This window comes from uncultured Sunxiuqinia sp. (genome assembly GCF_947495665.1).
Taxonomy (GTDB): Bacteria; Bacteroidota; Bacteroidia; order Bacteroidales; family Prolixibacteraceae; genus Sunxiuqinia; species Sunxiuqinia rutila.
In genome coordinates, this window is the sequence record NZ_CANLZV010000004.1 from 79,277 (window position 1) to 97,369 (window position 18,093).

13 protein-coding genes are annotated in these 18,093 nt (G+C 45.5%); 6 read left to right on the plus strand and 7 right to left on the minus strand.

All coding sequences use genetic code 11. The features are described from left to right. Positions 1 to 14 precede the first annotated feature (14 nt). Together Q1A18_RS06845 and Q1A18_RS06850 are read right to left on the minus strand one after the other, a co-directional pair. Positions 15 to 3,350, minus strand: coding sequence for an ABC transporter permease subunit (locus Q1A18_RS06845; RefSeq protein ID WP_299578192.1), 3,336 nt, complete (start codon positions 3,348 to 3,350; stop codon positions 15 to 17). A 93-nt stretch (positions 3,351 to 3,443) separates the two neighbouring features. Further along, positions 3,444 to 4,337 (minus strand): ABC transporter ATP-binding protein, encoded by an 894-nt coding sequence (locus Q1A18_RS06850; RefSeq protein ID WP_299578193.1) that lies wholly within the window; start codon positions 4,335 to 4,337, stop codon positions 3,444 to 3,446. A gap of 487 nt (positions 4,338 to 4,824) precedes the next feature. On the opposite strand from Q1A18_RS06850, the gene Q1A18_RS06855 reads away from it, so the two are divergent. After that, a complete protein-coding gene (locus Q1A18_RS06855; RefSeq protein WP_299578194.1) occupies positions 4,825 to 5,766 on the plus strand; it encodes a mechanosensitive ion channel family protein in 942 nt (313 codons plus the stop codon). 171 nt (positions 5,767 to 5,937) lie between these two features. On the opposite strand, the gene Q1A18_RS06860 is transcribed toward Q1A18_RS06855, so the two are convergent. Continuing rightward, entirely contained in the window at positions 5,938 to 6,588 is a 651-nt protein-coding gene (locus tag Q1A18_RS06860) for a hypothetical protein (protein WP_299578195.1), read from the minus strand. A 137-nt stretch (positions 6,589 to 6,725) separates the two neighbouring features. Between Q1A18_RS06860 and Q1A18_RS06865 the strand changes: the two genes are divergently transcribed. Both Q1A18_RS06865 and Q1A18_RS06870 read left to right on the plus strand, forming a co-directional pair. Next, on the plus strand, positions 6,726 to 8,360 hold the full coding sequence (locus Q1A18_RS06865; protein ID WP_299578196.1) for a HAMP domain-containing sensor histidine kinase: 1,635 nt from the start codon (positions 6,726 to 6,728) through the stop codon (positions 8,358 to 8,360). Positions 8,361 to 8,407: 47 nt separating this feature from the next. Beyond that, positions 8,408 to 9,097 carry a response regulator transcription factor gene (locus tag Q1A18_RS06870; RefSeq protein ID WP_299578197.1) on the plus strand — a complete coding sequence of 230 codons (690 nt, stop codon included), beginning with the start codon at positions 8,408 to 8,410 and terminating at the stop codon, positions 9,095 to 9,097. 24 nt (positions 9,098 to 9,121) lie between these two features. On the opposite strand, the gene Q1A18_RS06875 is transcribed toward Q1A18_RS06870, so the two are convergent. Together Q1A18_RS06875 and Q1A18_RS06880 are read right to left on the minus strand one after the other, a co-directional pair. Then, positions 9,122 to 10,129, minus strand: a complete 1,008-nt coding sequence (locus Q1A18_RS06875; protein WP_299578198.1) for a hypothetical protein — start codon at positions 10,127 to 10,129, stop codon at positions 9,122 to 9,124. Between the two features lie 169 nt (positions 10,130 to 10,298). Further along, the gene (locus Q1A18_RS06880) at positions 10,299 to 11,123 is read right to left on the minus strand and encodes a hypothetical protein (protein ID WP_299578199.1); all 825 of its coding nucleotides are present in this window, start codon (positions 11,121 to 11,123) and stop codon (positions 10,299 to 10,301) included. Between the two features lie 340 nt (positions 11,124 to 11,463). Between Q1A18_RS06880 and Q1A18_RS06885 the strand changes: the two genes are divergently transcribed. From Q1A18_RS06885 to Q1A18_RS06895, 3 genes are all read left to right on the plus strand, one after another. Next, positions 11,464 to 12,141 carry an outer membrane beta-barrel protein gene (locus Q1A18_RS06885; protein WP_299578200.1) on the plus strand — a complete coding sequence of 226 codons (678 nt, stop codon included), beginning with the start codon at positions 11,464 to 11,466 and terminating at the stop codon, positions 12,139 to 12,141. Between the two features lie 224 nt (positions 12,142 to 12,365). Next, positions 12,366 to 14,009 (plus strand): NAD+ synthase, encoded by a 1,644-nt coding sequence (locus Q1A18_RS06890; RefSeq protein ID WP_299578201.1) that lies wholly within the window; start codon positions 12,366 to 12,368, stop codon positions 14,007 to 14,009. Positions 14,010 to 14,158: 149 nt separating this feature from the next. Next, complete coding sequence (locus Q1A18_RS06895) at positions 14,159 to 14,860, plus strand: Crp/Fnr family transcriptional regulator (protein WP_299578202.1); 702 nt, start codon at positions 14,159 to 14,161, stop codon at positions 14,858 to 14,860. Positions 14,861 to 14,988: 128 nt separating this feature from the next. On the opposite strand, the gene Q1A18_RS06900 is transcribed toward Q1A18_RS06895, so the two are convergent. Further along, positions 14,989 to 17,469, minus strand: coding sequence for a bifunctional UDP-N-acetylmuramoyl-tripeptide:D-alanyl-D-alanine ligase/alanine racemase (locus Q1A18_RS06900; protein WP_299578203.1), 2,481 nt, complete (start codon positions 17,467 to 17,469; stop codon positions 14,989 to 14,991). A 2-nt stretch (positions 17,470 to 17,471) separates the two neighbouring features. Beyond that, positions 17,472 to 18,044 carry a thymidine kinase gene (locus Q1A18_RS06905; protein WP_299578204.1) on the minus strand — a complete coding sequence of 191 codons (573 nt, stop codon included), beginning with the start codon at positions 18,042 to 18,044 and terminating at the stop codon, positions 17,472 to 17,474. Between the last annotated feature and the right edge of the window lie 49 nt (positions 18,045 to 18,093).

Sequence of the window (18,093 nt, forward strand, 5' to 3'; positions counted from 1 at the left end):
CGTATTTCTTCTTTTTATTGTTTAATCAGTTTAACGGCATCGGCCACTACCATGCGGGCAGTTGACTGGTTGGTCAGCTCAATTTTGGCCGTATCCGGAGAAAAATAGTAACCACCCAAATGGTTCCATCCCTCCTCGGCTGTTTTCAAGTCAACCACGACTTCTTCATCCCCATCATCATGATGTACAATAAAGTGGTATTCGCCATCATTACCGCCACGACGCCCACGTCGGTTATCTTTATACACATAGGCATACACCTGGTAATAGCCCACTTCGGAGAGGGGCACATTCCAGGTAGCCACCTTATCGCCTTCGCCCGCCCGCAGGTAGTAAGCCGAGCGAATGTAGGCGCCATAAAAACTGGAATGGGTTGTCAGCGTCCAGGTTCGTGGAGCCCGCCAACTGGAGAACCCGGCGTATTTGCCGGTCGATTTTTCTTCTTTAATCAGCAATTTGCGCAGCAAGCTGGTCTCGGCCTCTCCCCTTACTTCAAAGCCCGGATCTTCATTGTCCAAAATAATTTCATTGTCTTCGGCAATGCGAACCGGCTGATCCACAATGCGCTCTCCTTCATAAGGAATCGCCTTTTTATCTTCTTCTATATTATCCAAGGGCAAGCGAATTTCAGACGGGATATTTTTAGAGGTCAGCGTATTGACATTGGCTCCACGAGGAGTGCCATTAAGCAAATAGCTCACCTCCTTGGTTTGGTTTCCTTCCAGGCGAATCAGCTTACTAATGGTTTCCGGGGAACCACCCATCCCGCCAAAACGACCACCAGGCCCTCCTCCCAAACGAAAGTCAACCGACACAATTCCTTCCACATCTTCGGTGTTGCTTATCTTGAATTTGACCATGGTTTTGAGTTGATCGCCATCCAGCACATTCACCGCATCCACCGGACCAACCAAAAAGGCCGGCAAGCGAGTACTGCTGAACCAATCTTCCATATAAGGAATCAGATCAATCCCAAATTCTGCCCAAATGGCCTCGTTAAAATCTTCGATGCTTGAAGCGGTAAATTTCACTTCCCGAAGGTAATCATACAGAAAATCTTCAAACGCCTCATCTTCGGCCTTGGTCTTGATGATGGAGAACAGGGCTTTTCCTTTTTGCTGAATGACATTATCAATGATTTGCTTTTCATCCGGATCATCCAGAATTTCTTCAAAGCTGCGTGATAAAAGAGCCAGGTTGGCTTGCTCATCTTCCGACATGCCTTGCAGGTCGCGCATCCACCCCATCCGCATGTCTCCGGTCGATTGCTTTTTGTAGGCTTCAAACACCCGGTCGGATACCGGCCAGCGCTCGGAGCGAATGTAATAGGCATAGTTGTAAAACAGGGGGAATGCATAAAACGCATTTTGTGTCTCCTCAATCTCCAACTCGCCCTGCGACCGGTTAAAATCAGGCCTGCCCTGCTCGCGGGTAAAGGTTGCCAGGAAGTTTTGAAACACCTGGACTTTCTTCTCTGCGGTGGTCAGGTTTTCATCGTTTCGCCCACCATAGCGACGGCGTTGATTCAGGCGGCCGTTAAAGTCAGCTTCGCCCACCAACAAGCCTTTTTCAGGGAATAAGATCATTTCGGGTTGAATTTGCTCACGCGCCCCACTTAAAATGCGTTCATACGAATAGAACTGCACCGGAACTTCTACCAAATCAAGCCGCTCAAACGGATAATACAAATCAACATCCCGTTCAAAATCCTGAATTACTTCGGTAATAACTCCCGGAATGGTGTCCTTAATTTCTTCGAAAAACCCGGAAAAATAATCATGTCCTTTCCGGTAATAAATGTTGAAATCCAATCCGTCAATTTCTTTGTTCATCCGCTCATACGACCCAATGGCCAGCGAAATTTGCGACTGCGCATGCGAGTTGGTAAACACAAACCGTCCTTCAGTTTCCTCCACCAGGCCCTGCGAAATTGCGGTCAGCCCCGGACGCGAACTGACTTCAAGCCGATACGTACTAAACTGTCGCGACAACCATTGCTTATTTTTCACTCCAAAGCCCGCGCCGGGAATTGGGTACCAGTTATTTTCGCGGGTCAGCAGCACATAGTCCGGAGTAATAAAAGCATGTCGTTTATCAATCTGATACATGAAGTTGCGATAGGCTTCTTCCCGGGTTTCATCATCAATATCCAGGAAGCAAGCGGCCTCATTAATCTTTCCGGCGTATGAGAATGTGATTTCCAACTGCTGCCCCGGCCGCACGCTCAGCCCAGTTAGTTCAATCAGGCCAAGCTTACGTTCAAAGGCCTGAGCTTGTCCGTCCACCGTAAGCTGTTCCAATTTCAGAGCAGGATTCAAACTAAACAAAACCGTAGAAATCGGTTCATTCCGGGTATTTTGAGCCTTCAATCTGGCTTCACACACAATCTGTTCGCCCCGATGCTCTAACTGAATATCGTAATTCGTAATGGTCAGTTGGGGTGTTCCCAGGTATTCATCGTTCAACCGAATCATTTCTGCCCGCAGCTCCTGATCCTTCAAAAAAGAACCGACATGCAAACTTCCCAGGTAAATGCCCCCCGCCAAACAAAGGGTTCCGAAAACCAGCGAAAACAGACGCATGGTTTCTGAATGCGGCAACCGACGTAAAAGCAGGATGGTATAAAAAATAAAAGCAATGCCGAAAACCAGGTACATTCCCCGGTGAACAAGAATGGTGGATAAGTTGCCAAAGCCGACAAAATCGGAAAAAGTCAAAGGAATATTAAAAGCCATGTAATCGAACAGGTAATAATACTTATCCTGAAGATAAAACAGCGAAATCGCAACATACCCCAGCAGGACGACAAAAGTAACTGCCTGGTTGCGAATAAGCGACATAACCAAAAAGGAAAGCCCCATGATAAACACCAAGGTGGGCACACTGATTACCAAGAAATAGTAGAGGTAAGCCAACCAGTTGACACTGGTGTTTTGCGTAATCAAGTTAAATATGAGGGCAATTGTAAGGATGATCAGGTTCAGCACAATAAAAACAACCAGGTTACCCAGCGTTTTGCCAATCACATATTCGCCGTTGGTCATCGGACGCATATAGATCACCTCGGTGGTATCCAGCTTCTTATCCCGTTTCAGAAAGTCGGAAGCCAGGAAAATGGCGATCACCGCCTGCACCACATTCAAAAACAACAGATTGACATACGGAATGATTGAAGGAAGCCCTTTCATGGCCCACTCTCCGGCACCTCCATTCGACTCAATCAATACGCCAAAATTGAATAAAGAGAGGAAGATCATCGCCAGAATCGCGAAAATCCGGAAAAACCAGCTGCGCAACAAAGTCGTTGTTTCGTAACGGGCAATTGAGCGAATATTGTGTATCGAAATCATAAAAGTCAGTTATCAGTTGTTCAGCCCTTCTGGCCTATCTAATATTTTCTATACCAAATTGTCCGGGAGGCCCTCCTCCCAATATCTGAATCCTTAAACGGCCGTCCATTGGTTTAAGCGACTTTCCATAAAATAAACGTAGGCATGTTCCAGGTTCGGATCAATGTTGTGCCCCGAATACCCGTTGATCTGATCGGCCACCACCTGTATTTCCCATCCTTCGCTGGTTGGCACATTGGATATTACCGGATACTTTTCATTGATTTCCTGGTATTCTGTCTCGCTGGCGTGAATAAGCCAGACCTTATCCCGGGCTTTATCCACCAAGTCATCGGGCGAACCACTGTAAGCCAACTCTCCAAAATTCAGTAAGGCCATGTTTTTACACGTGCTGGAAATATCGCCCACAATGTGGGTCGAAAGAATAATAATAACATCGTTGGTGGAGATGGTCGATAACAAGTTTCGAAAACGAATGCGCTCTTCTGGGTCCAGCCCCGTGGTGGGTTCGTCCACAATGATAATCTTCGGATCGTTGATTAAGGCCTGAGCAATTCCCAGGCGGCGCTTCATCCCTCCCGACAACCGATTGGCTTGTCGGTCGCGCGCTTCAAACAAGCCCACTTCTTCCAGCATTTTGTCCACAGCACTGGCCCGCTCCCTGGCATTTTTCATGCCCGCCAGCCGCGCTGCATAGTCCAGAAATTCGTAGGTTTTCAATTGTGAAAAAAAGCGGAAATCCTGCGGCAGGTAACCCAGCATCTTCCGAATCTCTTTTCGGTTTTTCACCAGGTCATAACCATTGACAGTTACTTTGCCGGAACTTGGTTTCATCAAGGTCACTAAAATCCGCATCAGGCTTGATTTGCCTGCACCATTCGGCCCCAGCAGCCCAAACATCCCATTCTCAATTTCCAAATGAACATCGTTTAGGGCCCGGTTTCCGTTGGGATAAATTTTACTTAGTTGGTCAATCGTAATTTTCACTGCGTCAGTTTCGTTTAGTTTGTAGACTCTTTCTTTCAGCAAACGTTTAATGCTTATCGAAAGAATTCACCCCTTGTTTCAATAAAAATCCGGCTCCTAAATTTGGTAAACATTGGCTCATTTCCATTTTTATTAGACCAAACAGGTTTGCGTACCGACCAAATTACAAAAGAACAGGGTAAACAACCTCATGTAAAGACCTGCTGTGAAACGAGTTCTACAAGATTCACAATTATTCTACATCAACACCCAAAGAGAAGCAAGCATCAAATCTCATGTAAAACACTGCGGAACAAGGCATTGACATCAACTAAACAAAACTGGCACGATTTTCCGGAATAGTTAACAAGGTCAATTTTAAATTCACCTGGGCTTAAGCCTTATCTGTGAATTGTTCCATTGACCCTGGAATTGACACCAAAGCACTAGCCGCTTGCGTCAATTTCTTCTAATAACTTGAATTACTAATCATCACACTCCGCAAAAAATGAACACATTATTCACTGCCGACTTTTGGGGTACTCTTCTAACCCGATTATCCCACTGGATTTTTACCGAATTGCCATCAATCGTTATTCTGATTGTACTCTTACTGGTCACGTTGCGGGTCAGCTTTTTCATGATTCAGAAAATCCGGAATCTTTTGGCCAAACGCACGGTTCATCAATCCGAAGAACCCAACCTGGAAGTAGAAAAGCGCCTGAATACCTTGATGGGGATCGTCCGCAAAATCGTGGCAGTTATGATTTGGTCCATTTTCATTATGATTTTTTTGAAGAAAATCAACATCGACATTGCACCTATTTTGGCCGGTGCTGGTATTGTGGGGCTGGCTGTGGGCTTCGGAGCTCAGGAATTGGTTCGCGACTTTATCAGCGGATTCTTCATTCTACTTGAAAACCAGATCCGCACCGGCGATGTGGCCATCATTAATGGCACCGGAGGGCTCGTCGAAAAAATTGAACTTCGAACCATCACGCTGCGTGACTTGTCAGGCGTGGTTCACATTTTTCAAAATGGTAAAATCAACACGGTTTCGAACATGACCAAAGAATGGTCGGCCATGGTTTTTGACATCGGCGTGGCCTACAAGGAAGATTTGGATCAGGTGATGAAAATCATGCAGGAGGTGGCTGAAAAAATGAGGCAGGACAACCAGTATAAAAACCTTATTCTGGAACCCATGGAGATTTTCGGGCTTGATAGTTTTGGCGACAGCGCCTTAGTGATTAAAGGGCGGCTAAAAACCAAGCCCAGCCATCAATGGACCGTTGGCCGCGAATACCGCAAGCGCCTGAAAGCAGCCTTCGATCAGCAACGGATTGAAATTCCGTTTCCACACCGCACCATTTACTGGGGCGAAGAAATTGACCCGCTCAAATTGGTCATGGACAAGGAGCAAACCGGCAAAACCTGGCCGGAGCAATAAACGATTTTTTGCGGTTGGCTGGGTTTAGTATCCGAAAACACTAAGCCATTCTTGGTCAACCGACTTAGTCTGCGTGAAGATTGAGTAAAGCTGGCTGCTAATGTATGCAGCCAGCTTTTTCATTGTTTAATTGATCTGTTTTCTGAAAAGAGCGGGAGCAAAATTTTCAAATCACTGGTTATCTTCCAAAATAATTTCGTCCTCAACGTCCATTTCTTCGGAATGCTCAACAGGCTTTTGACGGATAATCTCAATTTTTTCACGACCTCCACGCAAGTCCTTCTTCTTGTATGAGATGACTCCCGGGTCGTCTAAGCGAATCACCATCTTATCATCCTGTTGTGCGCTGTGCCAACGAATGGCCATAGGAGGATGCGGCGGCTTGGGAACATGCACAACATGTGGAGCCGTATGAATCATCATTTCACGTTTCATAGGTCCGTTACCACGTTTGATTCTCACCACTTTCCGAACGGAATCGCCCGCTGCAAACCACTCCGATGGCAGGTCGTCTTCTTTCGAAAAAACAAAAACCTCCTGGTTTTCTCCGTCATCCGTCACCTCTATATTAAAGCGCTTCAGCTTTCCTTTTAGGATGGAATCAAGCTCTTCGGTAAAGCCAAATTCTTCCATCAACTCAAGCTCTGAGGCATCGCCCAGTAAAACGGTGTCCATAACTGTTTTCTCACCGTTTTCTATTTTAACCAACTTGAGGTGCTTTTTCTTGTCGGGTTGCGAATCGGGTTGCGCGGTCACCAGAAGAGCAGCCAGCAGAAAAAGTAAAAACAAGCCGATTCTTCTTAATTGTAATTTTGTTTTCATAACATGAATTTTAATTGAAGTTTGCATCATCAAAGGTAGGACAGCCCCCACCCAACTCTCCGTTAAAGCCTGGTTAAACTCTGTTAAGGAAAAGTTAAAGTCAAAAACACGCCAAATGAATTGGTTATCTTTGAACTATGAACAAACGGTTTTTCACATTACTAATGGTGCTGATGGGCACGTCAATTCTGGGAATTATTGCCATTCAGCTTATTTGGATAAACCAAGCCATGCAAGTACGCAATGAGCTGTTCGATCGCAGCGTAAACCAGGCCTTGACCAATACGGCGCACCGGATGGAAACCCAGCACGATGTTCAGCTGATCACCGGAATTCCGCGTCCGGGGCAATTCCACTGGCAAACAAAGCAAATGCCAACACCACCCATTCCGCCTCGTCCCGTGAAAATTATCCGGAATTCAAAATCACCGCAAAGCAGCAGCCGCATCAAGCTGGACCTTTCCGTCAACGACAGCAATGTGCATATTATAGAACTAAATCAAGACAGTACGTTTAACCTTAAGAACACGCACTCCTTTATTTCCAAAGCCGATACCATTTACACCACCACCACCGCTTTGGTGAAATCAACCATTGTCAAGCTCGATTCGATTGAAACCATTGTGGATACACTCAGCTATTTTCATCCACAACTCAAGCAGCGCCTACAAGACAAATCAAAAAATCTGAAAAACATTGGGAACCGGGTTATCCGCGAAATTATCGCTTTTGAAGATGCTCCCATTTCCATTGATCAGGTCAATTCGATTCTGAAAGAAGAGCTTCAAAACCAAAACATTAACCTCAGCTACGATGCTGCCATTCTGGAACAAGACACGATCACCAGCATGACGGCACAAGCCGACAGCCTTGCCCTAAGCCATACGCCATACCAAACCAACTTATTTCCTCAAGCCATCTTCGACCGCAATACCCAACTGGCCCTCTTTTTCCCTACACAAAACCGCTACATTTACCGCTCGGTTTCGTGGCTACTGGCAGCTTCTTTCATCTTTTCACTATTTATTCTGACAACCTTTGGATTGACGATCTTTTTTATGCTGAAACAAAAGAAGATTTCGGAGATGAAGTCGGACTTCATCAATAACATGACCCACGAATTTAAAACGCCCATTGCCACCATTTCAGTGGCTGCCGACTCCATCAAAAATGAAAAAGTGATTCGTCAACCTGACAAAATCAACTACTTTATTGACATGATCAAAAAGGAGAACTTCCGTATGAACCGGCAGGTAGAAGACATCTTAACCATTGCCCGGCTGGATAAAAAAGAGTTTGATTTCAAATGGGAACCCATTAACCTGCATCATCTGATTGAAGATGCTATTGAAAGCATCATATTACAAGTAGAGAAACGCGGAGGTAAAATTGAGACCGAACTGCAGGCGGTCAATCCAACCGTGACAACCGACCGGACTCATTGTGCCAATATTATCTACAACCTGCTAGATAATGCCAACAAATACTCAGAGGATAGTCCCCAAATAAAACTTGAAACCCACAACAACTCCAAAGGGGTAATCATTCGGGTTTCAGATAAAGGCATTGGTATGAGTAAATCGGTTCAAGGCCGGATATTTGAACGCTTTTACCGGCAGACCAGTGGCAATATTCACAACGTAAAAGGGTTTGGACTCGGACTGAGCTATGTTAAAGCCATCGTAGAAGCCAATCAAGGAACGATTTCGGTCCACAGCGAACTGGGCAAGGGTAGCCAGTTTGAGGTATTTTTACCCTTCATGAGAGGATAAACTGACAATTGATAACATTGAATTCGGAACTTAAAACTAAGAAAACAATGAATGAAAAGCGACACCTGTTTTTAGTGGAGGATGATTTGAGTTTCGGTGCGGTATTGAAATCCTACCTTGAACTGAATGACTTTGAAGTGAGCTGGGTGGATGATGGCAAGCTGGCCATCGATCGCTTCCGAAACTCCAGCTACGACCTCTGTTTGCTGGATGTGATGCTCCCCAACCTGGATGGCTTTACCATTGGTACCGAAGTCCGTAAAATTGATCCGCACATTCCCTTCATTTTTCTTACGGCCAAAAACCTGAAGGAAGATGTGCTTCGAGGTTATTCGATTGGTGCCGACGATTACATAACCAAACCTTTTGACACCGAAGTGTTGCTTTGCAAGATTAAAGCCATATTAAACCGGAACAAGCAACACCCCAAGTCTCGCCCCACTCAATACCAGCTGGGAAACTCGGTTTTTGATGTTTCGTTGCGAACCATTTCACGCGAAAATATGGAGCAAAAACTTTCACCCAAAGAGGCTGACCTGTTGGAGCTACTCTGCCAAAACAAAAATGAACTTTTGCTTCGCGAAACAGCCTTGCTTAAGATATGGGGAGATGATGGTTATTTTACCGCCCGAAGCATGGACGTTTACATTACCAAACTTCGGAAATACCTGGCCAACGATGCATCGGTTGAGATTGCCAACATCCACGGGCGAGGCTTCCTGCTTAAAACAGACTGATCTCTGACAACAAGCCCCCAAAGCCTATTCCGGCTGATAGCCCGACTGATTTAAGATGCTGAGATAATCCTGTTGCTCCATCAACTGCTGCAGGCTCACTTCCGGATTCTTCTTCATATAAGACCGTACAATCTGCCAGCCCAGCCAGGCTCCTACCCTGCCGGGTGACTCGGTGGTAAAACTGGAGGTATAAGGGCCATCATCCACATACCTTTTGATATCCATACGCTTGGTCGAAAACAACAAATTCTGCTCAGCCATGTAGCTCCACATAGCCGCCTCGCTTTCCTCACAAAAAGCAAGCTGTGCATCAGTATAACCAACAATCAGACTATCGGGCAAATCCGGCATCATGGCCTCCACAAAGTACAGCAGGCTTCCTTGATACACCATGTTTTCAATTACTTTGCTGGCCCTGTTGCTGATTGGAAACTCGGTAGCTCCCCAAAAATGCATAGCATCCGACACAATCTTTTGCGGGTGCATGTTTCGTATTTTATAGTTCGCAATTCCCAAGCTCGGATAATACGGAGAATCGGCCCCTAGGTACTTGTCCAAACTAATGCCGATCAGTGAATCGGCCAACACCACCGACTGGTTCAATCCACTGATGCAGGTATAAATAGTTGGAACCACTTTTTGAGGGAAATAATAATGATAGTGCTTAAAGGCCTGCGTAAAATCGTGCGCCAGAGCCTCTTTATCAATCAACTGATCGGCCTGCTGTTTAAGGCTTACAATCATCGTATCCGCCACAAAGGATTTTAGCTGGGAAAGGAAACCTTCGTCTTCTGGTCCTCCAATCCCAATCATGTGGTAGTTGAATAATTCGAAAAAGCGCCCATACTCCTGCTCCAGTTCGGCAATTCGTTCTTTGGTCAGCGCCTCATCTGCAAAAAGCGCATCGTCATAAAACTTCACTGTCTGTCCTGTCTCGACATCCGAAACATCAACACGCAAAGGATTTCGTTGGCACGAACCAATAACAAAAGCCATACCCACCAAAAACAAAGCCCATTTTATCCTCGTCATTTCAGCTTTCATGTTTAAATCATTCGTTCTGTTTAACTTCAAAACAAACCCCGACAAATCACGGTCGGGGTCAAAATTACAACTCGTTAAACTACAAAATATTTTCTGATGAACGAACGAAATCCTTGAAAGGCTTGAATTTCTCGCTAAGAAAAGCCTCAATCAATGGTTATTCTTTCCAAACCGAATCAAGCACTTCCCACAATTCAGCACGCACGTGACTTCGCGATTCATTTGTCTCCTGCATCAACATGTCGATATCTTTACCGGCATGGGCATTCTCAAAGGCTCCATATACATCGGCTGCCCCCAGTTTCGAAAAGTCAGCAAAGTAATCAACAGTTACATAATCAAAAGGCAAGCTTTCCCCAAATGGGTAAACCGACTGCCACAAGGACCAGCCACTACGGGTATCGGCATTAATCAATGCCTGGTGCACGGGGCGCCATACGTTCATTTCATTGTTCACATAGGCACCTCCATGTCCAGGCTTAACTTTCATGCTGTTGACCTGAATGTATTTAAAATTGCCGGGGCCACCTTCTGGATAAACAGCGCCAACCCGACGAATCAGAACTTGCCGGACAAGCTGCCGGCTATCCATCGTTTCTTCAAACAACTCATCCAGATCCGCTTCAGGATGCACCTTTTCCATGTCCACCGAAAAGGTATGCTCCAATTTAGCCGGATCATCAAATAGCGCAACGGTAACAAAGTTATACTCATCATCAGCGCCCGTGTAATGAATGCGGTACAACACCCATCCAATGATCTCCCCTTGGTTAATGCGCTCCTGGTGGATGGGCTTCCACACCTTCTGCTCAAGGTCAACATACTTACCCTCATCGCCAGCTTCCACTTTCATGAAATCAACCACTGCAAAAAGCGAGGGTTCATCCTGAGCCTGGCTGGTAAAAAGCCCGGCTCCAAAAACAAATGCGATTGCCAAAGCCCAACGCATTACCTTCCGACTCATGTCATCTTTTGTACTCATTTTCATGTCATTTAAAGTTATTCAATCAATTCCTGAATAAGTTACCACTTATTTAGATTAAATAAAAATAAAACCTAAAGGGCAAGAACCTAACCACCAGTCGATTAACATACTAAAAAGCATCGGCAGTGACATAAAAAAATCGTTTAATTAATGTAAAAATCACCCAGCAGCAGGAAGTTTCATTAAATCGTCTAATTTTGGGTTAACAAATCCAAAAGTTCGGAAACAACTGATAAACCGATGAATTGTCTTTCTCAAAAGAAAATTCGAGATTTGCAGATACAAAAAAACAAGATCATCCGTTCAATTATTCAGATATTCAGAAACAAAAACAATTATGAAACACCGATACCATAACCTTTTGCTCCTCCTTCTTTTGTTCCTTATCAGTCAATCGGCGTTCTCGCAGCGAGCCATGGACCTATCCTTCACCGGCAGCCCTTCCATCAACTGGTTTTCCTCCGACACCGAGGGCGTTGAATCAGGAAAAGTAGCCATGGGTTTTGATTACGGAGTAAATGCGGACTTTTATTTTGATGCCGAAAACAAGTACGCCATTTCTACCGGATTAATTGTCAACAACGTGGGAGCCAAACTGAGTTACTACAACCCAATGGGCGATATTCAGTTTGCCGGCGAAAGCTTTGCTTCAGGAGCCTCTTTCCGCTACCGGCTAAAATATGTCGAAGTTCCCCTGATGATAAAGTTACACACCAGCCAGTTTCAACGCTGGTCGTACTGGGGACAGTTTGGCTTCTCCTCCTTTGTGAACATCCAGGCCAAAGGCGACAGCAGCGACGGCAGATTCGATAAGCACAAGATCAATGATGAAGTCAAATTATTCAACCTCGCCCTGAACATTGGTATTGGCTCCAACTTTGACTTGGGAGGCGACAACGCCATCGCCCTTGGGCTGGTGTACAAAAACGGTTTTATGGATGTAACATCCAATGACCAGTTTGAAGACAAAACAACCTTAAATTCACTCGTTCTGAAACTGGGCTTGATATTCTAAAGCCTGTCTCCGGCTTCGAAATAAACGATTGTGGCAATTCGACAGGCAATCAAGGGGTTTTTTATTCTTTTTCAGTTATTTTTGCGAATCCCATAGGATCCGTTTGAAAACGAATAAATTATCAGATGAAACACCCATGACTGCGATTTCCGGATACCAGGAGCATGCTACAAGTAGCTTATTCGGTGTCTTGATTTTCGGGTCCTGGCTCTAATTTAAAACACATGAAAATTGCACTGGCGCAACTGAATTACCATATTGCCAACTTCGAGGCAAACACCAATAAAATTATCGGAGCTATCCGGCAGGCTGAAGAACAAGGAGCTGAACTTGTCGTTTTTTCAGAACTGGCAGTTACCGGCTATTATCCGCATGATTTACTGGAACGCAAAGAGTTTATTAAGAAAGCCGAACAGGCCATTCTGAAAATTGCGCAGGAGTGCACCAACATTGCGGCGCTGGTTGGCGCACCAAGCATCAATCAAAGTCCGCGAGGTAAGAAATTATTCAACTCTGCATACTTGCTTAACCAAGGAAAGGTTGAAACCGTACGCCACAAGTCATTATTGCCAACCTACGACATTTTTGACGAATACCGCCACTTTGAACCCAACCGCCAATTTGAAATCGTTCCGTTTAAAGGCAAGAAGCTAGCCATCACCATTTGTGAAGACCTGTGGGACGAACAGCCCACCCAAAATGAATTTGGAAAAGATAAATTATACACCCGGTCGCCGCTGGAAGAGCTCAGCAAGCACCAGCCTGATTTGGTGATCAACCTGTCGGCATCACCGTTTTCCTACAACCAGGAAAACTGGCGCAAAGACACCTTGGTCAAAAAAGCCATCAAATACCAACTTCCGATTGTCTATGTCAACCAGGTTGGCGCGCAAACCGAAATTGTGTTCGATGGCGGTTCCTTTTTCCTGAAAGAAGATGGAACCATTCCCGTGGAACTGGCCTATTTTGAAGAAGACTTTCAGGTGATTGATACCGATAATCCTACTTCAAAACCAATCGAACACGAGGATTACATTGCCAAAATTCACCAGGCCTTGGTTTTAGGCATTCGCGACTATTTTCAGAAAATGGGCTTTAAAGATGCCATACTGGGGCTATCCGGCGGGATTGATTCAGCACTGGTTTGTGCCTTGGCCGTTGAAGCCCTAGGCAAAGATCATGTACGTGGCGTACTAATGCCCTCCCGCTACTCGTCAGACCACAGCATTGACGATGCTGTAAAACTGGCTGAAAACCTCGGAATCAGGCACGACACCATCGCTATCCAAAGCATGGTCAATGATTTTGAAGAACAACTAAAACCCTTGTTCAATAACCTGCCACCCAATGTGGCCGAAGAAAATATCCAGGCCCGCACACGAGGCATCCTGGTGATGGCTCTTTCCAACAAGTTTGGCAATATTTTGCTGAACACGACCAACAAAAGTGAGTGCGCTGTGGGCTACGGCACCTTGTATGGCGACATGAATGGTGGACTGTCGGTATTAGGCGATGTTTACAAAACCGATGTTTATAAACTCTCCCACTACATCAACCGCGAGCAGGAGATCATTCCACACAACAGCATTGTCAAGCCACCGTCGGCCGAATTACGCCCCGACCAAAAAGACACGGATTCCCTGCCCGATTACGATATTTTGGATGCGGTACTGTTCAATTACATTGAAATGAACCTATCTCCGGATGAAATTATTAGCAAGGGTTTTGAGCCGGAAACCGTTTTAAAGATAACTCGAATGGTCAATCAAAATGAGTACAAACGGTTTCAATCCCCTCCAATTTTAAGAGTAAGTTCAAAAGCTTTTGGCTTTGGCCGAAGAATGCCCCTGGTGGCCAGGTATAATTAGTTTAAAAAGGCTTGATTTTCCCTGCACACCCCATAAAATGAGAGGTCACCACAATCAGCCTCACTCAAGGGCAAATAAGTCGTCAAAAGATTTTTTATTTGTTAAATTTAGTTAACTTTGATGCTGTATAACATATAAAGTTGGAATATATGCTGAGTCATGAAAGGGGAATTAAGGAGATGCTCGAAAATCCAGAATCGGTTTTCAGTTTGTTAACTCCCGATGAAAAAGAGCAACTACTCAAACATATCACGCTCGCCAATTTTAAGAAAAATGAGTTCATCTATAAGGAAGGTGATAAACCCAGCGGATTCTTGTTCTTGATTGAAGGAAAAATCAAGATCTTTAAAGAAGGGGTTGGGGGACGCGAACAAATCATTCGCATGACCAAGCCTTGTGGCTTTATTGGGTACCGCGCTCTTTTGGCCGGAGAAATACACATTGCATCAGCCGTTGCTTTAGAAGACTCACTGGCCTGCCATGTTGATTCCGAATTTTTCTTCGACTACATGCTGAAAAACTCAGACATTACCGCTAAGCTTTTACGGAAACTGGCCCGCGAACTCGGTTTTTCCAACTCGCGCACCGTTACGCTTACCCAGAAACATATTCGCGGACGTTTAGCCGAATCCTTGCTTTTATTAAAAGAAAAGTATGGGTATGAAAACGACGGGGCAACGTTGAAAGTGTTCCTTTCGCGCGAAGATATTGCCAACCTTTCAAACATGACCACATCCAATGCCATCCGTACGCTTTCCACTTTTGCAGGCGAAAAAGTCATTGCCATTGATGGTCGTAAAATCCGGATTCTAGACGCACATAAACTGGATAAAATTAGCAAACTGGGCTAAAATCCACTAACTATAAAAAGCAAAAGGAGAAATTGACCTGTTTCAGCTCAATTTCTCCTTTTGTTCTTACTGGCCCCACGCTACCGGAAACCTCCATTTGGACCAAGTCGGATTTTGCAAAAGTTTTCTTATTCTTGCGAATACACCCGTCGTACGCGTTGCGAAATCCCTGTCAAAATCTCATACGGAATCGTTTCGGCCCAAGCAGCAAGCTCCATTAAGCCAATGTGCTCGCCCATCAACTCGACCAAGTCACCCGCTTCTACCTCTACTTCCGAAACGTCAATCATCGTCATATCCATGCAAACATTCCCGATAACAGGCACCCGCCCACCATTCACCCATACTTTACCCACGCCATTACTGAAGCGGCGGTTGTAACCATCGGCATAACCGACCGGAATGACCGCGATTTGCTTGTGTCGATCCACTTTTCCTTTTCGTCCATAGCCAACGGTCTCTTGTTTCAACACCGTTTTCACTTGCGAAACAGCCGTTGTCCAACGCGCAATTGGTCTTACGTCAATCGATTCGGAAGCCACTCCATAAAGCCCTATTCCCAGTCGGACCATATCCATCTGAAACTCCGGGAAGCGCTCAATGCCGGCTGAGTTGAGAATATGCCGGATCACCTTATTTTTTTGATTAGCAACAACCACATCAGCTAGTTGCTCGAACCGCTCATATTGCCTTCGGGTGAACGCATCATGCAAGGGTTCGTCGGTGGCTGCCAAATGCGAAAAGACCGACTGCACGCGCAGAATCCCCTCTTGTTGCACCTGGCTCGCAATTTCAGCCAACTCCTCAGCATCCGAAAATCCCAGGCGGTTCATGCCAGTTTCCAGCTTAATATGAACCGGATACTGCGAAACCGCTGAGTGAGCCGCCACCTTATTAAATTTCCGGAACACCTCCCAGGAATAAATGTTGGGTTCCAAGCGGTACTCAATCATCGCATCAAAGCTGTGTTCCTCCGGGTTCATTACCAAAATGGGCGTTTCAATGCCGGCCTGTCGCAACTCAATTCCCTCATCAGCCACGGCTACCGCCAGGTAGTTCACCTTCTGGTATTCCAGAGCACGAGCGATTTCCACCGTTCCACTTCCGTAGGAAAAGGCTTTCACCATAACCATTATACGGGTTTCAGGTTTGATTACAGCCCGAAAAGCGTTCAGGTTCTCCACCAAGGTGTTCAAGCTAATTTCCAGCTGGGTACGATGGTATTTTTTCTGAAGCAAGGAAGACACACTTTCGAATCGAAACTCACGCGCTCCTTTTAAAAGGATGACTTCATTCTGAAAATCTTCCGTCTTTGCCTGTTTCACAAACTCCTGCGTTGACTCGTAAAACTGGGCCAGCACCTGAAACACACCTCGATGCTCCTGAATGACCGAACCAATTCCGATGAGTTGATTCACCCGATTCAGCTGCAGCAAACGATTCACCTCCGTGTAGAGTTGATAGGGCGCAAAGCCAGATTGCTTGATGTCGGATAAAATAACGGTTTTCCGCTGGCTTGGGAAACCGGTTTGTTGATTCAGAAACTGCAAGGCAATTTCCAGCGAATTGATATCTGAATTGTAAAAGTCATTAATCAGCGTACAGCCATTCACCCCCTGCTTAAGCTCAAGTCGCATGGCAACGGCCTGCAAACTTTCAAACCCGCAGATGACGGAATCACTCAACCATCCTTTGGCACAAATGAGCGCCAAACAGTGACAAGCATTCTCTATGGAAGCCTCATCAACAAATGGAATCGGAATGGCATAGCTGGATTTTCCCCACTCAAAAAGAAGCTGGGTTGTTGCCTGGCTGGATTTTACAGTAAACGCCAGATCGGCCGGCAAACCATTGGTTGACCACGAAAAAATACGGGTTTCGCTTGATGCATATTTTTCAGAAGCCATTTGAAAAACCAGCTCCTGATCCCGCCGGCAAACCAACAAGTTGGCTCCTTCAAAAAGCCGCAGTTTTTCGCCCACTTTTTCTTCCATCGAAGAAAAGTTTTCCTGATGTGCATCACCAATGTTGGTAAACAAGCCCATTTCCGGACGAATCAATCCGGTCAGTTTCTCCATTTCGCCGGGCTTTGAAACTCCTGCCTCCAGAATCCCCAACTCCGCATCTCCCTGCATGTTCCAAATTGAAAGCGGAACACCAACCTGCGAGTTGTAGCTTTTGGGACTTCTAAAAATTCGGAATTCCTGTTGCAGCAAATCAAAAAGCCATTCTTTCACAATGGTTTTCCCATTGCTCCCGGTGATTGCCAAAACAGGGAACTGAAATTCATTTCGAATAAAGGCGGATAACTGCTGAAGCGCAGTCAATGTATTCTTTACAACAATAAAAGAGGCTTCCTGAAAGGCATCCGATTCCTGCGGAGGCGCTGAAACCACAAAATGGCGAACGCCTTTTTCATACAGCTCAAGCAAGTGACGGTGGCCGTCATGACGCTCTCCGACCAAGGCAAAGAAAAGACAGCCTTCCGGATCGACCAGTGTTCGGCTATCGATGGAAAGCAATGAAACACCCCTCGTTTTTGCAGCACTTCCCGTCACTACGGTTCCCTCAACAACTGCTGCTATTTTCTCAATTGACAATTGGCTCATAATTATTTCACCTTATTGTAGCACACCCGACAAAGTGGTTCATATTCTGACTTCTCCCCTAAAAAGACTTGCTTGTCATTCGAGACCAGTCGGTGCGAAAACTGAGCCACACTGCCACATCGTACGCAGATGGCATGTACTTTCGACACATAATTGGCGATTGCCATCAGGTCGGGCATCGGCCCAAAAGGCTTCCCTTGAAAATCCATATCCAACCCGGCAACAATTACCCGAACTCCCATGTCAGCCAATTTCTGGCAAACATCAACCAGGCCTTTATCGAAAAACTGAGCTTCATCGATGGCCACCACATCCACATTTCCGGCCAGCAACAAAATATTCGCAGAGTTTTCAACCGGAGAACTGGGGATGGAATTCTCGTCATGCGACACCACATCCTGCAATGAATAGCGGGTATCGACAATCGGCTTAAAGATTTCCACTTTTTGGCGGGCAAACTGTGCTCGTCGCAATCGTCTGATTAACTCTTCTGTTTTTCCGGAAAACATGGAACCGGCAATAACTTCTATTGTTCCGCCGTTTTTATGATGACTGACATCCCTTTCAAGAAACATTTACAGTGTTTAAATTTGTATTTTACTACTTTTACAAAAGTAACGAAAT

Coding starts and splice junctions, on each gene's coding strand:
- Q1A18_RS06845 (WP_299578192.1), bottom strand. CDS start 3,350: ATGATTTCGATACACAATATTCGCTCAATTGCCCGTTACGAAACAACG.
- Q1A18_RS06855 (WP_299578194.1), top strand. CDS start 4,825: ATGAACACATTATTCACTGCCGACTTTTGGGGTACTCTTCTAACCCGA.
- Q1A18_RS06860 (WP_299578195.1), bottom strand. CDS start 6,588: ATGAAAACAAAATTACAATTAAGAAGAATCGGCTTGTTTTTACTTTTT.
- Q1A18_RS06865 (WP_299578196.1), top strand. CDS start 6,726: ATGAACAAACGGTTTTTCACATTACTAATGGTGCTGATGGGCACGTCA.
- Q1A18_RS06870 (WP_299578197.1), top strand. CDS start 8,408: ATGAATGAAAAGCGACACCTGTTTTTAGTGGAGGATGATTTGAGTTTC.
- Q1A18_RS06875 (WP_299578198.1), bottom strand. CDS start 10,129: ATGACGAGGATAAAATGGGCTTTGTTTTTGGTGGGTATGGCTTTTGTT.
- Q1A18_RS06880 (WP_299578199.1), bottom strand. CDS start 11,123: ATGAGTACAAAAGATGACATGAGTCGGAAGGTAATGCGTTGGGCTTTG.
- Q1A18_RS06885 (WP_299578200.1), top strand. CDS start 11,464: ATGAAACACCGATACCATAACCTTTTGCTCCTCCTTCTTTTGTTCCTT.
- Q1A18_RS06890 (WP_299578201.1), top strand. CDS start 12,366: ATGAAAATTGCACTGGCGCAACTGAATTACCATATTGCCAACTTCGAG.
- Q1A18_RS06895 (WP_299578202.1), top strand. CDS start 14,159: ATGCTGAGTCATGAAAGGGGAATTAAGGAGATGCTCGAAAATCCAGAA.
- Q1A18_RS06900 (WP_299578203.1), bottom strand. CDS start 17,469: ATGAGCCAATTGTCAATTGAGAAAATAGCAGCAGTTGTTGAGGGAACC.
- Q1A18_RS06905 (WP_299578204.1), bottom strand. CDS start 18,044: ATGTTTCTTGAAAGGGATGTCAGTCATCATAAAAACGGCGGAACAATA.